Source organism: Nocardia sp. NPDC057353, assembly GCF_042667085.1.
Lineage (GTDB): Bacteria > Actinomycetota > Actinomycetes > Mycobacteriales > Mycobacteriaceae > Nocardia.
Genome location: NZ_JBHVAK010000001.1, coordinates 39,897 through 54,524, shown reverse-complemented (window position 1 = coordinate 54,524; position 14,628 = coordinate 39,897). Strand labels below are relative to the sequence as shown.

Annotated in this window: 19 protein-coding genes; 10 read left to right on the top strand and 9 right to left on the bottom strand. The window is 73.8% G+C overall.

Features of this window, described 5'->3' with window-relative positions:
- Positions 1-12: 12 nt before the first annotated feature.
- The gene (locus ACFUUZ_RS00310) at positions 13-1,323 is read left to right on the top strand and encodes an NtaA/DmoA family FMN-dependent monooxygenase (RefSeq protein ID WP_378690580.1); all 1,311 of its coding nucleotides are present in this window, start codon (positions 13-15) and stop codon (positions 1,321-1,323) included.
- Positions 1,324-1,373: 50 nt separating this feature from the next.
- Positions 1,374-1,802 carry a DUF6892 domain-containing protein gene (locus tag ACFUUZ_RS00305; RefSeq protein WP_378690577.1) on the top strand — a complete coding sequence of 143 codons (429 nt, stop codon included), beginning with the start codon at positions 1,374-1,376 and terminating at the stop codon, positions 1,800-1,802.
- Positions 1,803-1,811: 9 nt separating this feature from the next.
- Here the strand turns inward: ACFUUZ_RS00305 and ACFUUZ_RS00300 are convergent, their stop codons facing one another.
- Both ACFUUZ_RS00300 and ACFUUZ_RS00295 read right to left on the bottom strand, forming a co-directional pair.
- Positions 1,812-2,486 carry a cutinase family protein gene (locus ACFUUZ_RS00300; RefSeq protein ID WP_378690574.1) on the bottom strand — a complete coding sequence of 225 codons (675 nt, stop codon included), beginning with the start codon at positions 2,484-2,486 and terminating at the stop codon, positions 1,812-1,814.
- Positions 2,487-2,593: 107 nt separating this feature from the next.
- The gene (locus ACFUUZ_RS00295) at positions 2,594-2,824 is read right to left on the bottom strand and encodes a hypothetical protein (RefSeq protein ID WP_378690571.1); all 231 of its coding nucleotides are present in this window, start codon (positions 2,822-2,824) and stop codon (positions 2,594-2,596) included.
- 173 nt (positions 2,825-2,997) lie between these two features.
- On the opposite strand from ACFUUZ_RS00295, the gene ACFUUZ_RS00290 reads away from it, so the two are divergent.
- Complete coding sequence (locus tag ACFUUZ_RS00290; protein WP_378690568.1) at positions 2,998-3,945, top strand: alpha/beta hydrolase; 948 nt, start codon at positions 2,998-3,000, stop codon at positions 3,943-3,945.
- Here ACFUUZ_RS00290 and ACFUUZ_RS00285 read toward each other — a convergent pair.
- Positions 3,897-4,610 (bottom strand): isochorismatase family protein, encoded by a 714-nt coding sequence (locus ACFUUZ_RS00285; RefSeq protein WP_378690565.1) that lies wholly within the window; start codon positions 4,608-4,610, stop codon positions 3,897-3,899. The two genes, ACFUUZ_RS00290 and ACFUUZ_RS00285, sit on opposite strands and share 49 nt — an antisense overlap.
- A gap of 64 nt (positions 4,611-4,674) precedes the next feature.
- Here ACFUUZ_RS00285 and ACFUUZ_RS00280 point away from each other — a divergent pair, with 64 nt between their 5' ends.
- The 4 genes from ACFUUZ_RS00280 (at position 4,675) to ACFUUZ_RS00265 (ending at position 7,072) form a co-directional block, all read left to right on the top strand.
- Positions 4,675-5,244: an AAA family ATPase gene (locus ACFUUZ_RS00280; RefSeq protein ID WP_378690562.1), complete on the top strand. Its 570-nt coding sequence runs from the start codon at positions 4,675-4,677 to the stop codon at positions 5,242-5,244.
- Between the two features lie 7 nt (positions 5,245-5,251).
- Positions 5,252-5,599, top strand: a complete 348-nt coding sequence (locus tag ACFUUZ_RS00275) for a UBP-type zinc finger domain-containing protein (RefSeq protein ID WP_378690560.1) — start codon at positions 5,252-5,254, stop codon at positions 5,597-5,599.
- A 68-nt stretch (positions 5,600-5,667) separates the two neighbouring features.
- Positions 5,668-6,387, top strand: a complete 720-nt coding sequence (locus tag ACFUUZ_RS00270; RefSeq protein ID WP_378690557.1) for an LGFP repeat-containing protein — start codon at positions 5,668-5,670, stop codon at positions 6,385-6,387.
- 46 nt (positions 6,388-6,433) lie between these two features.
- Complete coding sequence (locus tag ACFUUZ_RS00265; protein WP_378690554.1) at positions 6,434-7,072, top strand: DUF305 domain-containing protein; 639 nt, start codon at positions 6,434-6,436, stop codon at positions 7,070-7,072.
- Positions 7,073-7,119: 47 nt separating this feature from the next.
- On the opposite strand, the gene ACFUUZ_RS00260 is transcribed toward ACFUUZ_RS00265, so the two are convergent.
- The 4 genes from ACFUUZ_RS00260 to ACFUUZ_RS00245 form a co-directional block, all read right to left on the bottom strand.
- A complete protein-coding gene (locus ACFUUZ_RS00260) occupies positions 7,120-7,737 on the bottom strand; it encodes a GNAT family N-acetyltransferase (protein ID WP_378690551.1) in 618 nt (205 codons plus the stop codon).
- Complete coding sequence (locus tag ACFUUZ_RS00255) at positions 7,734-8,171, bottom strand: nitroreductase/quinone reductase family protein (protein ID WP_378690549.1); 438 nt, start codon at positions 8,169-8,171, stop codon at positions 7,734-7,736. The genes ACFUUZ_RS00260 and ACFUUZ_RS00255 overlap by 4 nt, the downstream gene beginning before the upstream one ends.
- A 16-nt stretch (positions 8,172-8,187) precedes the next feature.
- Positions 8,188-8,439 carry a hypothetical protein gene (locus tag ACFUUZ_RS00250; protein WP_378690547.1) on the bottom strand — a complete coding sequence of 84 codons (252 nt, stop codon included), beginning with the start codon at positions 8,437-8,439 and terminating at the stop codon, positions 8,188-8,190.
- A 62-nt stretch (positions 8,440-8,501) separates the two neighbouring features.
- A complete protein-coding gene (locus ACFUUZ_RS00245; RefSeq protein WP_378690544.1) occupies positions 8,502-9,551 on the bottom strand; it encodes an NAD(P)-dependent alcohol dehydrogenase in 1,050 nt (349 codons plus the stop codon).
- Positions 9,552-9,656: 105 nt separating this feature from the next.
- Between ACFUUZ_RS00245 and ACFUUZ_RS00240 the strand changes: the two genes are divergently transcribed.
- Both ACFUUZ_RS00240 and ACFUUZ_RS00235 read left to right on the top strand, forming a co-directional pair.
- Positions 9,657-10,298 carry a response regulator gene (locus ACFUUZ_RS00240; RefSeq protein WP_378690867.1) on the top strand — a complete coding sequence of 214 codons (642 nt, stop codon included), beginning with the start codon at positions 9,657-9,659 and terminating at the stop codon, positions 10,296-10,298.
- Positions 10,299-10,326: 28 nt separating this feature from the next.
- On the top strand, positions 10,327-12,045 hold the full coding sequence (locus tag ACFUUZ_RS00235; protein WP_378690865.1) for a GAF domain-containing sensor histidine kinase: 1,719 nt from the start codon (positions 10,327-10,329) through the stop codon (positions 12,043-12,045).
- A gap of 9 nt (positions 12,046-12,054) precedes the next feature.
- Here the strand turns inward: ACFUUZ_RS00235 and ACFUUZ_RS00230 are convergent, their stop codons facing one another.
- Positions 12,055-12,852: an MBL fold metallo-hydrolase gene (locus ACFUUZ_RS00230; protein WP_378690542.1), complete on the bottom strand. Its 798-nt coding sequence runs from the start codon at positions 12,850-12,852 to the stop codon at positions 12,055-12,057.
- Positions 12,853-12,858: 6 nt separating this feature from the next.
- Positions 12,859-13,329, bottom strand: a complete 471-nt coding sequence (locus tag ACFUUZ_RS00225) for a grhN (RefSeq protein ID WP_378690539.1) — start codon at positions 13,327-13,329, stop codon at positions 12,859-12,861.
- 106 nt (positions 13,330-13,435) lie between these two features.
- Here ACFUUZ_RS00225 and ACFUUZ_RS00220 point away from each other — a divergent pair, with 106 nt between their 5' ends.
- A complete protein-coding gene (locus tag ACFUUZ_RS00220) occupies positions 13,436-14,584 on the top strand; it encodes a LuxR C-terminal-related transcriptional regulator (RefSeq protein ID WP_378690537.1) in 1,149 nt (382 codons plus the stop codon).
- The last annotated feature ends 44 nt before the right edge of the window (positions 14,585-14,628 follow it).

Here is a 14,628-nt window from a genome sequence, read left to right as displayed (position 1 = left end):
AAGGAGACCACCATGCCCCGCAGACTGCACCTCAACGTCGGCGTCAACAGCACCGGCTACCACGGAAACTCGTGGCTCGCGCCGGACGCCGCCTGGGACCGGTGGGTCTCGTTCGAGCACTACGTGGCGGTGGCCGAGCTGGCCCGCGGCGCCGGCTTCGACGCGGTCTTCCTCTCCGACCACCCCGCCCTGCAGCGCGCCCCCGGCAACCGCCCGCTGCACACCCTCGACCCGATCGTGCTCTGCACCGCGCTCGCCGCCCGGGTGCCGGACATCGGGCTCGTGATCACCGCCTCCAGCTCCTACAACTCGCCGTACAACCTGGCGCGGCGGCTGGCCAGCCTGGACCACATCTCCGGCGGCCGGGTGATCTGGAACGTGGTCTCCAGCTTCAACCCCGACATCGCCGCCAACTTCGGCGCCGCACCGCTCCCCGGCCGGGCCGAGCGGTACCGGAGGGCCGATGAATTCGTCGCGGTGGTCCGGGAGCTGTGGCGCAGCTGGGACCACGACGCCGGCACCGCGCCCGCCGCGCTCGGCGACCCGCTGTGGACGTCGTCGAATGCTCGCACCATCGACCACCACGGCGCGTTCTTCGATGTGCGCGGCCCCTTGAACGTGCCGCTCGGGCCGCAGGGGTATCCGCTCATCGCCCAGGCGGGAGCCTCCGATGCCGGGATCGATCTCGCCGGAAAGCACGCCGACCTGCTCTACGCCGCGCTGCTCGGCAAGGACGCGGCGCGGTCGTACCGGGACCGGGTGCAGGCCCGCGCCGTCGCGCACGGCCGCGCCCCGGAGAGCATCCGCCTGCTCCCCGGCTTGGTGCCCATCGTCGCCCCGACCCGCGCCGAGGCGCTGCGCCGCCACGAGGAACTCAACGGCCACGCCACCGAGGACTCCTTCCTCCACGCCTTCGCCGACCGGCACGGCATCCCCTTCGACCCCGACGCCGTCCTCATCCCCGAGCTCTTCCTCGCCGACGACGACCAGCAGTCCCCCGTCGGTTTCACCCGCTCGCTGCACGACCTCGTCGCGAGCGAGCAGCTGACGCTGCGCGATATCGCCCGCCGGGTCGAGGGCGGGCACCGGCTCGTCCTCGGGACCCCCGCCGAGGTGGCGGAGCAGATCCTGGACTGGTGGCGGGACGGCGTCGTCGACGGTTACACCGTCCAGCCCCCAACCCTGCCCCACGACCTCAAGACCTTCGTCCGCGACGTCATCCCGCTGCTCCGCGAGGCGGGTGCGCTCGCCGACGGGTACCCGGAATCAACGGTCCGCGCCCGCTTCGGCCTACCGGAGGTCGTCGCGCGGCAACGCCACTGACCGGTTCCGGCACGCGTCTTCCGGTCGGCGGGCGCCGCTACTGTGAGCGCGTGAACACGTTCGTGGACTTCAACTTCAAGCTGGCCGTGATCGAGGAACTCATGTTCGGCGAGTTCCCGAAACTGGAGCCGTGGTCCCTGGAGGACACGCTCGAGGCACGCGGCTTCGACGGCGACCTGTGGGAGTGGTCCTTCGACAATCACCGCGACCGGGTCGTGCCGGAGGCGCGGGAATACTTCGAGAACCTGGAGCTCTCCCCCGACCTGCTCGCGGGGGTCGAGCAACTGACCTTCGACGGCGGCTGCGAGATCTACGCCGAGTGCTGCCCGCACTGGGACGGCGAAGGCGACCAATTCGACGTCGCCCGCCTCGACGACCTCCCGCTGCTGCCGAACCTGCGGCGCGTGATCGGCGCGGAGCTGCTGTCTCCCGAACTCAGGGCCGTCCTGCGTGCTCGCGGTATCGAATTGGTCGACTGACTCCCGGGATCACACCCGCTGCGCCGTGAAATCCGCTGCGGCGGTGACCGCTTCGCCGTAGCGGGTGTGCGCGCCGTACCCGGCGTCGGGCGGCAGCGCGGACGCGGGGTTGCAGACCGGGTCCTGCGGCACGCAGTACTGCGCGGTGCGGGCGGCGTACGGCTCGGGGATCGCGGTGTTGTAGACGTGGATGGGGCTGGCGAACAGCAGGATCGCGGCGATCCGCGGGGCGAGCACGGGCGGGATGACCGCGGTGGCGGGGAAGTCGTCGCTGCCCATGCCGAGCGCGTTGGACACCACCTCCCCGCCCTGCGAGTACCCGGCGAGCACGAACCGCGTCCCCGGGCACTCGACAGCCCGGACCACCAGGTGCGCGACCAGGTCGACGGCGCCGATCACGCGCGAGCGCGGACCGGTGCTGTCGGCGGGGTAGGACACGTTGTAGAGCGTCCAACTCAGCTCCGGCCTGGCGGCGCGCACGGCGGCATCGAGCGGCCGCCCGACCGTCGGGTCGTCCACCGACGCCCAGGTGGAAGCGACCGGCTGCGAGTAATCGGTGCCGCGCGCCATGACCAGCTCGGCGTCGCCGCAGCCGGGCCCGGCCGCCGCGGGCGGGGCGGTGAGCGCGAGTCCGGCGCCGGTCAGTGCGGCCGCGAGCAGGGCGGCACCGGTGGTCGAGGTCATCGCTCCTCCGTCTCGGATGTCGGGGAAGGTACCGCGGCGCTCCGGGCCGCAGGCCACGAGACGCCGCGCGGAGCAGTGGAACCCGCGGCGTCGGCGGAGTTCGCCGATCAGTAGTCCGGGCGGCGGAGCAGGCCGGTGGCGTCCGGGCGTTCGGTGACGAGCGGGCGGTAGATCCGGTCCGTCCACTCGTCCTTCGGGATCGCCTCCAGCCCGATGGAGACCGCGCCCTCGCGCACCCCGAAGGCGCGGGCGACGGCGGCGGTGATGTCGGCGTCCAACCGCGCGCGGGCGGCGGCGTCGAGGTCGGCGGGGAAGTGGGTGATCTCCACGTGCGGCATGCCGGACCACTTTCCGTCGGGGCCGCCCACCCGGGCAGCGCTGACGACCACCCTGCCAGACGGCCGCCGCGAAACGCACCCCCGCGGCGGGCCGGAGCGGGCATACTGCCCGGAGAGTTCGCCGGTGACCCGGCCACGACAGCCGTCCGGTCCCGGGCGGGGAAGGGGCCGAGATGACGGCGCTACCCGGACGGCTGCTCGGCGGCACCACCGCACTGCTCGGCGCGGTGTGCGCCCGGCTCGACCCCTCCGCCTTCCACCCCGAGCTGCGGCTGCACGCCAGGCTGCTGCCGGGCAGGCCGGTCACGGCGCTGACCCTGCCGCTGATCCGCAGGCTCAGCGACCTGATCCCGGCGGGCGGGGCCGAGGTCTTCGAGGTCGGCGCGCACGTCTCGGTGCGGGTGCACCGCCCGGCGCTGGCCGCCGCGCCGGGGCCCGCGCTGCTCTGGATCCACGGCGGCGGGTACGTGCTCGGCACCGCGCGGCAGAACGACCGGCTCTGCCGGTTCTTCGCCGACGAGCTGAACGCGGTGGTCGCGGCGGTGGAGTACCGGCTGGCGCCGGAGCACCCCTACCCCGCCGCGCTGGACGACTGCTACGACGCGCTGCAGTGGCTCGGCGCGCAACCGGAGATCGACCCCGCCCGGATCGCCGTCGCCGGTGCCAGCGCGGGCGGCGGGCTGGCCGCCGCGCTCGCCTTCGCCGCGCGCGACCGCGGCGGGGTCCGGCCGGTGCTGCAGGTGCTCTCCTACCCCATGCTGGACGACCGCTCGACCGGCGCCGAGCTGGAGACCGGGACCTTCCGGCTCTGGAACACCGCCGCCAACCGCTTCGGCTGGCGCTCCTACCTGCGCGGCGCCGACCCGGCGGCCGCCGTCCCCGCCCGCCGCACCGACCTGGCCGGGCTCCCGCCCGCCTGGATCGGCGTCGGCACCCTCGACCTCTTCCACGCCGAGGACCTCGCCTACGCCGAGCGGCTGCGCGCGGCCGGCGTCGAGGTGCAGGTGCTGGAGGTGCCCGGCGCCTTCCACGGCTTCGACGAGGTGGCCGCCGACACCGGGGTGGCGCGTGACTACCTCGCCGCCCAGGTGGTCTCGCTGCGCTCCGCACTCGCCGCCTGATCGAGCAGCGCCGCGATCTCGGCGCACGCCCTGACGTCGCCGAACGAGCGGTAGACGACGTGCAGGGTGGCGTTGTGGTCGGCGTCCCTGCGGGCGGCGGTGGCGTCGGCGAGCAGGATCACCCGGTAGCCGATGGTGCTCGCGTCCCTGGCCGAGGATTCGCAGCAGACATTGGTGACGGTGCCCGCGATCAGCACGGTGTCGATGCCGCGCGCGGCCAGCAGGTCGGGCAGGTCGCTGCGGCCGGGGAAGAAGGCGCTGTAGGCGGATTTCTCCGCGTAGAGGTCGCCGGGTTCGGCGCCGAGGCCGGGCCACAGCCGCTCCGCCACCGGGCCCGCGCCCGCCGAGCAGGCGTAGTTCGCCGCCGTCGCGGCGCCGAAGAACTCGACGGCGTGCGGGAGCGGGGGCCGGGCGGCGGGCACCACCCAGGCGACCGTGCCGCCCGCGCCGCGCAGCCGGGCCGCGAGCTCGGCGACGCGGCCGACGATGCCGCGACAGTACGGGTTGCCCGCCACGTGGAAGGGCACCATGTCGATCACCACCAGCGCGGTCCGCGCCGGGTCGAGCACCGGGTAGGCGAACCGCCGCCCCCGCCGCTCCTCGTGCCTGCGGTACTCCCGCTCCTCGATGAACCAGGCGTGCGCGCGAACCTCCCCATCGCTCATGGACCGCAGTGTCGCACCCGAAATTCGCTGTCGCCGGCAGGAACACGCCACTACCCTGCCCCGGATGACAACGGACATCGTCCTGATCACCGGTGCCATGGCGGCGGGGAAGTCCACCGTGGCCGAGCTGCTGGCCCGCGCGCTGCCGCGGGCCGCGCACGTGCGTGGCGACGTCTTCCGGCGCTGGATCGTCAGTGGCCGCGCCGAGCCCGAGCCGCCGCTCAGCGCCGAAGCCGAGGCTCAGCTGGCACTGCGGCAGGAGCTGGCAGCCGGGGTCGCGCTCGGCTACGCGGACGCCGGGATCACCCCGGTCCTCCAGGATCTCTACCCCGGCCCGGCGCTGGATCGGATGCGCGCCCTGCTCACCGGCCGCCCGCTGCGCATCGTCGTCCTGCTGCCGGATCCCGCCGTGCTCGCCGCCAGGGACGCCGCGCGCGCCAAGACCGGCTACCGCGGCTGGTCACCGGCCGAGTTCGACCGCGAATTCCGCGACCGCACCCCGCCCGTCGGCCTCCGCCTCGACACCTCCGCGCAGACCCCGGAGCAGACCGTCGCCGCGATCCGCGCCCGCTGGGCCGAGGCACTGGCCCCGGATTCGCCGACCGGTTGCCGGGAGCCGGGCCGCGGCGTTTGATGAACCGGTGAGCGAAACCCCCGAGATCGACCCCGCCGCCCCGCCGAGCGGCACCGGCTGCCTGGAGTGCGAGCGCGACGGCGGCTGGTGGTTCCACCTGCGCCGCTGCGCCGCCTGCGGCCACATCGGCTGCTGCGACACCTCGCCGAACCAGCACGCCACCGCGCACGCGGGCGCCACCGGCCACCCGCTGATCACCAGCTTCGAGCCCGGCGAGGACTGGTACTACGACTACCGCGACGAGCAGATGTACGAGGGTCCGCGGCTCGCGCCACCGGAGAGCAAACCGGCCGACCAGCCCGCGCCCGCCCCGACCGACCGGGTCCCGGCCAACTGGCGTCAGCTGTTGCACTGACGGCCCGCGCCGCGGCGCCTCGGTACCCTGAACCCCGATCCCCCACTCGACCGGCGAAGGACGACTTCATGCGAGCGACCAGGGTTACCACCACGGCCGCGCTGGCGGCACTGCTGCTGACGGCGGGCACGCAGGCGGCGGGGGCACGGCCGGTGGGGCCGTTCGAGGTCGGCGGGGCGATCGAGGTCGAGTTCGACGCGGCGGGCGGGGTGGACGCGCTGGGCGAGCCGACCGGGCCGGAGCAGGACGCCGCGCGCGGCGGGAAGTGGCAGGGGTTCGCGCGCAATGCCGCGGTCTACTGGTCCGAGGCCACCGGCGCGCAGACCGTGACCGGCCCGGTGCGCGACAAGTGGGGGCAGCTCGGCGCGGAGGGCGGCGTGCTCGGCTACCCGGTCACCCGCGAGGCCGCGACCCCGGGCAACACCGGCCGGTTCGCGCACTTCCAGGGCGGCTCGGTCTACTGGTCGGTGGGAACCGCGGCGCACCAGGTCAGCGGCCTGATCCGGGACAAGTGGGGCAGCTACGGCTGGGAGGGCAGCGCGCTCGGCTTCCCGGTCACCGACGAGCAGCCCGGCGCCCGCGGCGGGCGCTACAACCAGTTCAACGGCGGCGCGATCTACTGGACCTCGGCCACCGGCGCGCACGTGGTGTGGGGCGCGCTGCGCGAGAAGTGGGTGGCGGCGGGCGGCGATGGCGGCCGCTACGGCTACCCGACCAGCGACGAGTACGACTACGGCGACGGCAAGGCCCAGGACTTCCAGGGCGGCCGGATCACCTGGGAGCCCTGAGCCGATTTCCCGGTACCGGCGGGGCCGGGCGCGGTACCGTCGGCGGGTGGACCGCCGTTCCGTCGTCGCGGGCGCGGCGTTCGTCGCGCTCGCCGTCCTGCTGGTGACGCTGGGCGCGGCACTGCGCCCGCTCGTCGTGCCGGACCGGGCGCCGGAGCGCGAGGTCCTCAGCGCCGTCGAGATCGCCTTCCTGCAGGACATGACGGCGCACCACGAACAGGCGCTGCTCATGGTGCAGGCCCTCGACCCCGGTGTGACGCCGGTGATCGCCCGGCTGGCCCAGCAGGTCGACGACGTGCAGCGGGTCGAGCTCGGCACCATGCTCGGCTGGCTCCGACTGGCGAACGCGCTGCCAAGCAACCCGCGCCCGATGGCATGGCTGCACGAGCCCGGCCCGCGGCACCACGGCACCCCGGTCGCCGCCACCGACCCCGCCGACACCTCCATGGGCATGGCCACCCGCGCCGAACTCGACGCGCTCGCCGCCGCCCGCGGCCGCGATGCCGAACTCCTCTTCCTGCGCCTCATGCAGCGCCACCACTACGGCGGCGTCGCCATGGCCCGCGGCGTGGACGCCCTGCTCACCGCGGGCCCGGTCAAGCAGGCGGCGCGGGAGATGGTCACCGAGCAGACCAAGGAGATCGGCATGATCGAGCTGCTGCTCGCCCAGTACGGGGTGCCGTAGGGCTCGCCTGCTCGCTCCACGGCTCGCCATGCGTCGGGCGGCCGAATTCAGCTCGCCTCGCGGCAGAGCACGATCGAGCGCGGGCCACCGTAGGGCAGGTCGACCTCGGCGGCGATTCGGTAGCCCGCGCGGGCGTAGAAGGCGAGGCGGGCGGGTTCGGTGGTCTCCAGGTGGGTGGGCAGCCCCTCGGCGTCGGCGCGGGCGATGCCGAAGTCGAGCAGCGCCCTCCCGTGGCCGTGGCCGCGGGCGGCGGGCACGGTGCCGATGGCGAGCAGGTGCCAGTGCGGGCGCGGCGGCGCCGCGGTGAACGTGGCGGCGCTGACCTGCTGCAGGTAGGGGTCGCGTTCACCGTGCAGTGTGCGCAGCGCCGCGCGCAGCCCGGTCTGCTGGAGCCAGGTGAGGCGGTACGGGAGCGGGGTCCAGAGCGCGGCGGCGAGCAGCACGCCGTCCGGGTCGACGACCACGTGCGCACCGAGCGCGGGCCTGCACACCCGCTCGAGCTCGAGCTGGAAGGAGGCGCGCAGCTCCGCGCGGCGCCACTCGGCGACCGGGTGCAGCCAGTGCGAGAGCGGGTCGTCGGCCATGGCCTCGGCCAGCAGCTCCGCGACCGCGGCCGCCTCGGTGCGGCGGGCGCCCCGGATGGCGGCGGTGCGGAGCTCGCTCACGCGCCGTCCCGCGGGCTCAGCAGCACCAGCGGGATCTCGCGGGTGGTGCGGGTCTGGTAGTTCGCGTAGATCGGGTAGCGCTCGGTCACCCGCGGCCAGAGCTCGGCGCGCTCGGCGGAGTCGGCGACCCTGGCGCGCATGGGCGTGCGCGGCCCGCCCTGCACCGCCACGGTGACCTCGGGGTTCGCGAGCAGGTTGTGGTACCAGGCCGGGTGCTTGTCGTCGCCCGCCCTGGAGGCGACCACCACGTAGCCGCCGTCCTGCACGATCGGCGCGGTGAGCAGCACGGGGTGCTCCCTACCGGAGCGCCTGCCGACCGTGGTCAGCTCCAGCGACGGCATGCCGCCGATGCTGTGCCCGAACTTCCCGAAGGTCAGCCTGGTCAGCAGCCGATGCGCGGTATTGGTGGCCCTGAGCGTGAAATCCGGCGGCATGCAAGCACGATAGCGCTCACCGGCCGGGCCCGGCGCTCGCCTCCAGCAGCCGCTGCCGCGCCGACCGCTCGGCGAGTTCCGGCAGCGACCCCGCCGGAATCCCGGCGAGATCGCTCAGGCAGCGCCGGACGATCTCGTCGATCGCCCCGGCCGCCAACCGGTCCTCGAATTCCGCGCGTAACCGCTCGACGGTCTCGTCGACCACCGACTCCGAGCACCCCGCCGTGCCCGCCTGTGTTGTCCGATCGCCCACTGCCCCTTCGATCACCCGTCCAGGGTGCACCCGCGGACGGCCCGTGATCAGGGCCGAAGGTCACCGAATCGGGTTCGTCACGGCACCACCACGGCCCGGCCGGTGATCTCGCCGCGCTCCAGCCGGTGGTACGCCTCGACCGCACCGTCCAGCGGGAAGGTGGTGGTCTCGGCGTGCAGCAGGCCGCGGGCGGCGAGGTCGAGCACCTCGGTGAGTTCGTAGCGGCCGCCCCAGTAGGTGGTCTGCACGGACAGCTCGTAGGGCACCGAGAAGAACGACACCGGCAGCGTACCGCCGCCGATCCCGATCACGGTGAGGTCGCCGAGCACCCGGCCCGCGGCCGCGCCGAGCGCGAGCGTGGCGTCGGCCCCGACGCAGTCGAAGATCGCGTCGGCGCCGTGCCCGCCGGTGGCGTCGCGGATGGCCTGCGCGGCGTTCTCGTCCGAGCGCAGGGTGCGGTCCGCGCCCGCCCTGGCGGCCAGCTCCAGCGCCTCCTCGCGCAGGTCGACCGCGATCACCCTGGCCGCGGTCGTCGCCTTGATGATCTGCACCGCGAGGTGCCCGAGCCCGCCCGCGCCGATCACCACGGCGGTGCTGCCCGGCGTGAGCTTGCCCCAGGAGCGCCGAATGGCGTGGTACGGGGTGAGCGCGGCGTCGGTGAGCGGGGCGGCGCGCACCGGGTCCAGCCCGTCCGGCAGCGGGACCAGGAATCTGGCCGCCGGGACCAGCAGGTACTCGGCCATGCCGCCGTCCATCCCGAGCCCGCCGCCGCCACCGGGCACCGGCGCGGCCGCCGGGTTCTCGCAGTAGGTCTCGAAGCCGCGCGCACACTGCGCGCAGACCCCGCAGCCCCACGGCCCGTACACCGCGACCGGCTGCCCCTCCTCGAAACCGGTGACGCCGGAGCCGATCTCGTGCACCCAGCCCGCGTTCTCGTGGCCGAGCGTGAACGGCGGGTGCCACGGCACGGGGGCGTCGTCGGAGAAGTCGCGCATGAGGTGCAGATCGGAGTGGCAGGCCCCGGCCGCGCCGACCTTGACCACCACCTCCCCCGGCCCCGGATGCGGCTGATCCACCTCGACCAGCTCCGGATCGGACTGCCACGCCGTCAACCGCAGTGCTCGCATCTGTGCCTCCTCGGCTCGTCCCCTTCCTCCCCAGCCCTTCCACTCCGGAGCCGGGCTATGCCTGTCATGCTGGTATCGGAATCGGTGCGAGGAGAGGCGACGGCGATGATCCGGGTGTTCCTGGTCGACGATCACGAGATCGTGCGGCGCGGACTGGCCGACCTGATCGACGCCGAGCCGGACCTGGAGATGGTCGGCGGCGCGGAGAGCGTGGCGCACGCGCTGGCCCGGATCCCCGCGCTGCGCCCGGACGTCGCGGTGCTCGACGTCCGGCTACCGGACGGCAACGGCATCGAGCTCTGCCGCGAGCTGCTCTCCCAGCTCCCGGAGCTGCGCTGCCTGATCCTGACCTCGTTCACCGACGAGCAGGCCATGCTCGACGCCATCCTGGCCGGGGCCAGCGGCTACGTCGTCAAGGACATCGGCACCCTGGAGCTGGTGGACGCCATCCGCGCGGTCGGCGCGGGCAAGTCGCTGCTGGACAACCGGGCCGCCGCGGCGCTGATGGCGAAGCTGCGCGCGCAGGCCGAGCAGAAGGCGGGGCCGCTGGCCACCCTCACCGAGCAGGAGCGGACCCTGCTCGCGCTGCTCGGCCGCGGGCTGACCAACCGGCAGATCGCGGCCGAGATGTTCCTGGCCGAGAAGACGGTGAAGAACTACGTCTCCCGGCTGCTGGCCAAACTCGGGGTGGAGCGCCGCACCCAGGCCGCGGTCCTCGCCTCCAAACTCGGCCGTGACGGACGCTGATCCCGGCGCCGGGACGGGCGCGGACCGGATGGACGGCCACACCCCGGTCGCCCAAGCGCTCTCCCAGCTGCGGCTGAACGAGCTGCTGCTGGAGGTGCAGGAGCGGATCACCCAGATCGTCGGCGTCCGGGACAAGATGGACCGGCTGATGGAGGCGATGCTGGTCGTCACCGCGGGCCTCGACCTGGACAACACGCTGCGCACCATCGTGCACACCGCCATCGAGCTGGTGGACGCGGGCTACGGCGCGCTCGGCGTCCGGGAGACCGGCGAGGACAGCAAGCAGCTCGCCGAGTTCGTCTACGAGGGCATCGACGACCGCGGCAGGCGGCTGATCGGCGACCTCCCGCGCGGCCACGGCGTGCTCGGGCTGCTCATCGAGGACCCGAAGCCGCTGCGGCTGGCGCAGCTCTCGGCGCACGCCGGGTCGGTCGGGTTCCCGCACAACCACCCGCCGATGAGCACCTTCCTCGGCGTCCCGGTGAAGGTGCGCGACGAGGTCTTCGGCAACCTCTACCTGACCGAGAAGAAGGGCGGGCAGGAGTTCACCGAGGACGACGAGGTGGTGGTGCGGGCACTGGCCGCCGCGGCGGGCATCGCGATCGCCAATGCCAGGCTCTACGAGGAGTCCCGGATCCGGCAGCAGTGGCTGGAGGCCACCCAGGAGGTCGCCACCGAGCTGCTCGCGGGCGGCGAGCCGGACGAGGTGCTGGAGCTGATCGTGCGCCGCGCGCTCACCCTGACCGGCGCCGCCTGCGCCTTCCTCGCGCTGCCCGAGGACCCGGACATCCCGCACGAGGAGGTCACCGACCTGGTGGTGGTCGCCGCCGCGGGCGCCGAGACCGCGCCGATCACCGGCCGCACCATCCCGATCGACGAATCCCGCTCCGGCGCCGCCTTCCGGGACCGGCGCCCGGTCTCGGTCGCCGACTACCTGCCCGCGCCGCTCTTCGGGCCGCACACCCGCTTCGGCCCGGCGCTGATCCTGCCGCTGCACGCGGGCACCGCGGTGATCGGCGTGCTCACCACGCTGCGCCCGCACGGCGCGCCGCCGCTGGACGCCGCCGGGCAGTCGATCATGCAGGCCTTCGCCGGGCAGGCCGCGCTGGCGCTGCGGCTGGCCGCGCAGCAGCGCAGGATGCGCGAGCTGGACGTGCTCTCCGACCGCGACCGGATCGCCCGCGACCTGCACGACCACGTGATCCAGCGGCTCTTCAGCGTCGGGCTCTCGCTGCAGGGGACGGTGCAGCGCTCGCACAACCCGGAGATCCGCACCCGGCTCTCGGACACCGTGAACGACCTGCAGTCCATCGTCCAGGACATCCGGCACTCCATCTTCGACCTGCAGTCCAACACCGCCGCCGACTCCGCCACCTTCCGCAAGCGGCTGCACGGCATCGTCTCCGAGACCACCGCGGAGAGCGGGCTGCGCACGACGGTCCGGCTGGCTGGGCCGGTCTCGGTGCTCGGGCCGCCGCTCTCCGACCACGTGGAGGCGGTGCTGCGCGAGGGCGTCAGCAACGCGGTGCGGCACGCGGGCGCCTCCGCCATCTCGGTGGTACTCACCGTCGACGACGACGCCACCATCGTGATCACCGACGACGGCGCGGGCATGCCGGACCGCACCGGCCGCTACAGCGGCCTCGCCAACCTCGCCGCGCGCGCCGAGGAGGCGGGCGGCACCTTCGGGCTGGAGAAGGGGCAGCGCGGCGGCACCGTGCTGCGCTGGTCGGCGCCGCTGCCCTGAGTGCGGGGTTCAGGCGACCGGTTCGAATCCGGCCAGCAGCTGTTCGAGCGCGGCCTGGTCGGGGCCGAGGAAGGGGTCGCTGCCCGGGGCCGCGGCGAGCGTCTCCAGGAACTCCGGCGTGCGGCCCGCCGCGGGCGGCAGGTGGGTGCCCAGGATCAGCGCCGGGTCGAGCGCGTGCAGCTCGGTGAGGGTGGCCCGGTACTTCACTGGATCGACGGTGTGCACCCACGGGCTGTCGGCGGTGGCCCACAGCAGCTGGCGGGCGCGCAGTTCGGCGCGGTCGAGGTACCCGGCGTCGGGGCACGTCGCGAGCTCGGCGGTCGGCATCGGGGCGCCGAAGCAGTCGGAGCTGAAGCAGGCGCCGGTGCGCTCGTCGGCGCAGCCGGTGGTCGAGGGGTTGTCGAAGAGCGGGGGTCGGAAGGCGGTGAGCCGCCGGTCGCCGACGTCGAGCGATTGCCCCGGGTTGAGGAGGTAGATCCGGTCCATCGGGAGCGGGCCCTCCATCGACAGGATACCCATGCCGAGGAACGTGGTGATCAGGCGGGCGCGCGGGGCCGCGGTGAGCAGCGCGCGCAGCGACCCGGTGTGATCACGGTCCGGGTGGGTGATCCAGATCCACTCGACGTCGCGGGGGTCGAGCACCGACCCGAGCGCGTCCAGGAAGCGGGCGCCTGGCAGCCCGGTGTCGATAACCACTGGTTCGGTGGCGTGCAGGACGAAGGCGTTCACCGGGACGAACCCGATGCCGGGCACTTCCTGGCAGTCGGCGAGGACGCTGATGTCGCGTCCGATGCGGTTGATCTGCACGGTTTTTCACTCCTCGGAGAAGTCGATGCGGATGAGGGCGAGGCCGATGCCCGACAGCTCGCCGGCGGTGATCTCGTGGCCCCGGTCGACCTTCAGCCCGAGCTCGAACGGGGTTGCGCCGTTGTCGAGCGCCCGGCGCAGCGCCGTTCCCCGCTCTTGGGGAGTGACCCGCAGCAGGACGGCGTATCCCCGCCGGACCCGGCCGCACCGGGTCACCGCGACCGGCGCGGGCTCGGTGAAGTTGAGCCGCCATGACCGCGGGGTGAAGACCATCGGCACGCCGTCGATCGAGTGCAGGCAGACCGGCACCCGGAGCGGCGCGCCGCTGCGCCTGCCGGTGAACTCGAGCAGCGCCATGAGCGGGACCCGCCTGCCGAGCCGCGGGTGCGCGATCACGCGTCGCACCAGCGGATTGATCGTGCGCATCAGTGCCCGTGGCGGCGGGGCCAGCCGGACCCCGCTCGTCGTGGTCGTCATCGGGAACTCCCTTCGCTCACCGATGACGCTAGGGACGGGGGCGGCGTGCCGGAATACCAGAAAGGTGGCATTCCGGTGCGGCCGCGGCGAGTCGTACCGTTGGGTGATGAGCACCGAGGTGTTCCGGCGGGCGACGGAGCAGATCACCCGGCTGTGCGGCGAACCCCGTGACCTGGTGTCGCTGTGGCGGGAGTCGTCCGAGATCCTCGCGCGCGCCGTCCCGCACTACTGGACGCCGTGTTTCTACACCCTCGACCCGGCCTCGCTGCTGATGACCAGCCACTACCACCACGGTCTCGCCGAGATCCCCGGCGACTGGCTGGTCAGCGAGTACTACGCCGACGATGTCAACCAGCTCGCGGCGGTGGCCCGCTCGGCGTCGGGCATCGCGACCCTGCACGAGGCGACCGGCGGCGATCCCGCGCGCAGCCCCCGCTGGCACCGGAATATGACCATGGGCGGCGACCAGGAGCTGATCGCGCGGCTGCGCACGCGCTCCGGCGAGGTATGGGGCGCGCTCGGGCTCTACCGCGAACCGCGCACCCCGCTCTTCAGCGCGGGCGAGGTGGACTTCGTGCGCTCGGTGACGCCGCTGCTCGCCGAGGCCGCCCGCGCGGCGCTGCTGCTCGGCCAGGCGCACCAGCCCGATGTCGCCGACGCCCCCGGGCTGCTCGTGCTGGACCGGCACTGCGCCGTCGAGTCGACGACGCCGGGCGTGGAGCGCAGGCTCGCCGAGCTCCCGGACGGCGACTGGGCGGCGGGCAGGCTGCCGTCATCGGTGCTGGCGCTGGCGGGCCGGACGCTGCGCGCGGCCGAGCACCCGGACCACGCGGACCTGGTTCCGGTGGCTCGGGTGCTGTCGCGCACCGGGACCTGGATCGTGCTGCACGGCGCCCGCTTGACCTCGACCGGCGCCCCGCGGATCGCCGTCATCATCGAGCAGGCGGGCCCGGGCAGGCTGTACCCACTGCTCATGTCGGCCTACGGCCTGACCGAGCGGGAGAAGGACGTCACCCGGCTGGTCCTGCAGGGCGCGTCGACCTCCGCGATCGCCGCCGAGCTGGTGTTGTCGGCGCACACCGTGCAGCAGCACCTGAAGGGCATCTTCGAGAAGACCGGCGTGCGCAGCAGGCGTGACCTCATCGGCAAGGTCTTCTTCGCGCACTACGAGCCGCGGCTGCGGGACAACGAGCGCAGGGCCGCGGACGACCGCCCGCTGCGCGGCGAGCCGTGGTCTCCGCCGCCGCACCCCTGAAACCGCCCGGCGCAGCCGTTTCCGCGCGCCGGGTTGAGCCGGCG

Bases quoted from the DNA above. Each gene is read 5' to 3' on its own strand.
- ACFUUZ_RS00255 (WP_378690549.1), bottom strand. From the start codon at position 8,171: ATGCCGCCGGATTTCACGCTCAGGGCCACCAATACCGCGCATCGGCTG.
- ACFUUZ_RS00270 (WP_378690557.1), top strand. From the start codon at position 5,668: ATGCGAGCGACCAGGGTTACCACCACGGCCGCGCTGGCGGCACTGCTG.
- ACFUUZ_RS00220 (WP_378690537.1), top strand. From the start codon at position 13,436: ATGAGCACCGAGGTGTTCCGGCGGGCGACGGAGCAGATCACCCGGCTG.
- ACFUUZ_RS00280 (WP_378690562.1), top strand. From the start codon at position 4,675: ATGACAACGGACATCGTCCTGATCACCGGTGCCATGGCGGCGGGGAAG.
- ACFUUZ_RS00295 (WP_378690571.1), bottom strand. From the start codon at position 2,824: ATGCCGCACGTGGAGATCACCCACTTCCCCGCCGACCTCGACGCCGCC.
- ACFUUZ_RS00245 (WP_378690544.1), bottom strand. From the start codon at position 9,551: ATGCGAGCACTGCGGTTGACGGCGTGGCAGTCCGATCCGGAGCTGGTC.
- ACFUUZ_RS00240 (WP_378690867.1), top strand. From the start codon at position 9,657: ATGATCCGGGTGTTCCTGGTCGACGATCACGAGATCGTGCGGCGCGGA.
- ACFUUZ_RS00225 (WP_378690539.1), bottom strand. From the start codon at position 13,329: ATGACGACCACGACGAGCGGGGTCCGGCTGGCCCCGCCGCCACGGGCA.
- ACFUUZ_RS00235 (WP_378690865.1), top strand. From the start codon at position 10,327: ATGGACGGCCACACCCCGGTCGCCCAAGCGCTCTCCCAGCTGCGGCTG.
- ACFUUZ_RS00285 (WP_378690565.1), bottom strand. From the start codon at position 4,610: ATGAGCGATGGGGAGGTTCGCGCGCACGCCTGGTTCATCGAGGAGCGG.
- ACFUUZ_RS00310 (WP_378690580.1), top strand. From the start codon at position 13: ATGCCCCGCAGACTGCACCTCAACGTCGGCGTCAACAGCACCGGCTAC.
- ACFUUZ_RS00290 (WP_378690568.1), top strand. From the start codon at position 2,998: ATGACGGCGCTACCCGGACGGCTGCTCGGCGGCACCACCGCACTGCTC.
- ACFUUZ_RS00300 (WP_378690574.1), bottom strand. From the start codon at position 2,486: ATGACCTCGACCACCGGTGCCGCCCTGCTCGCGGCCGCACTGACCGGC.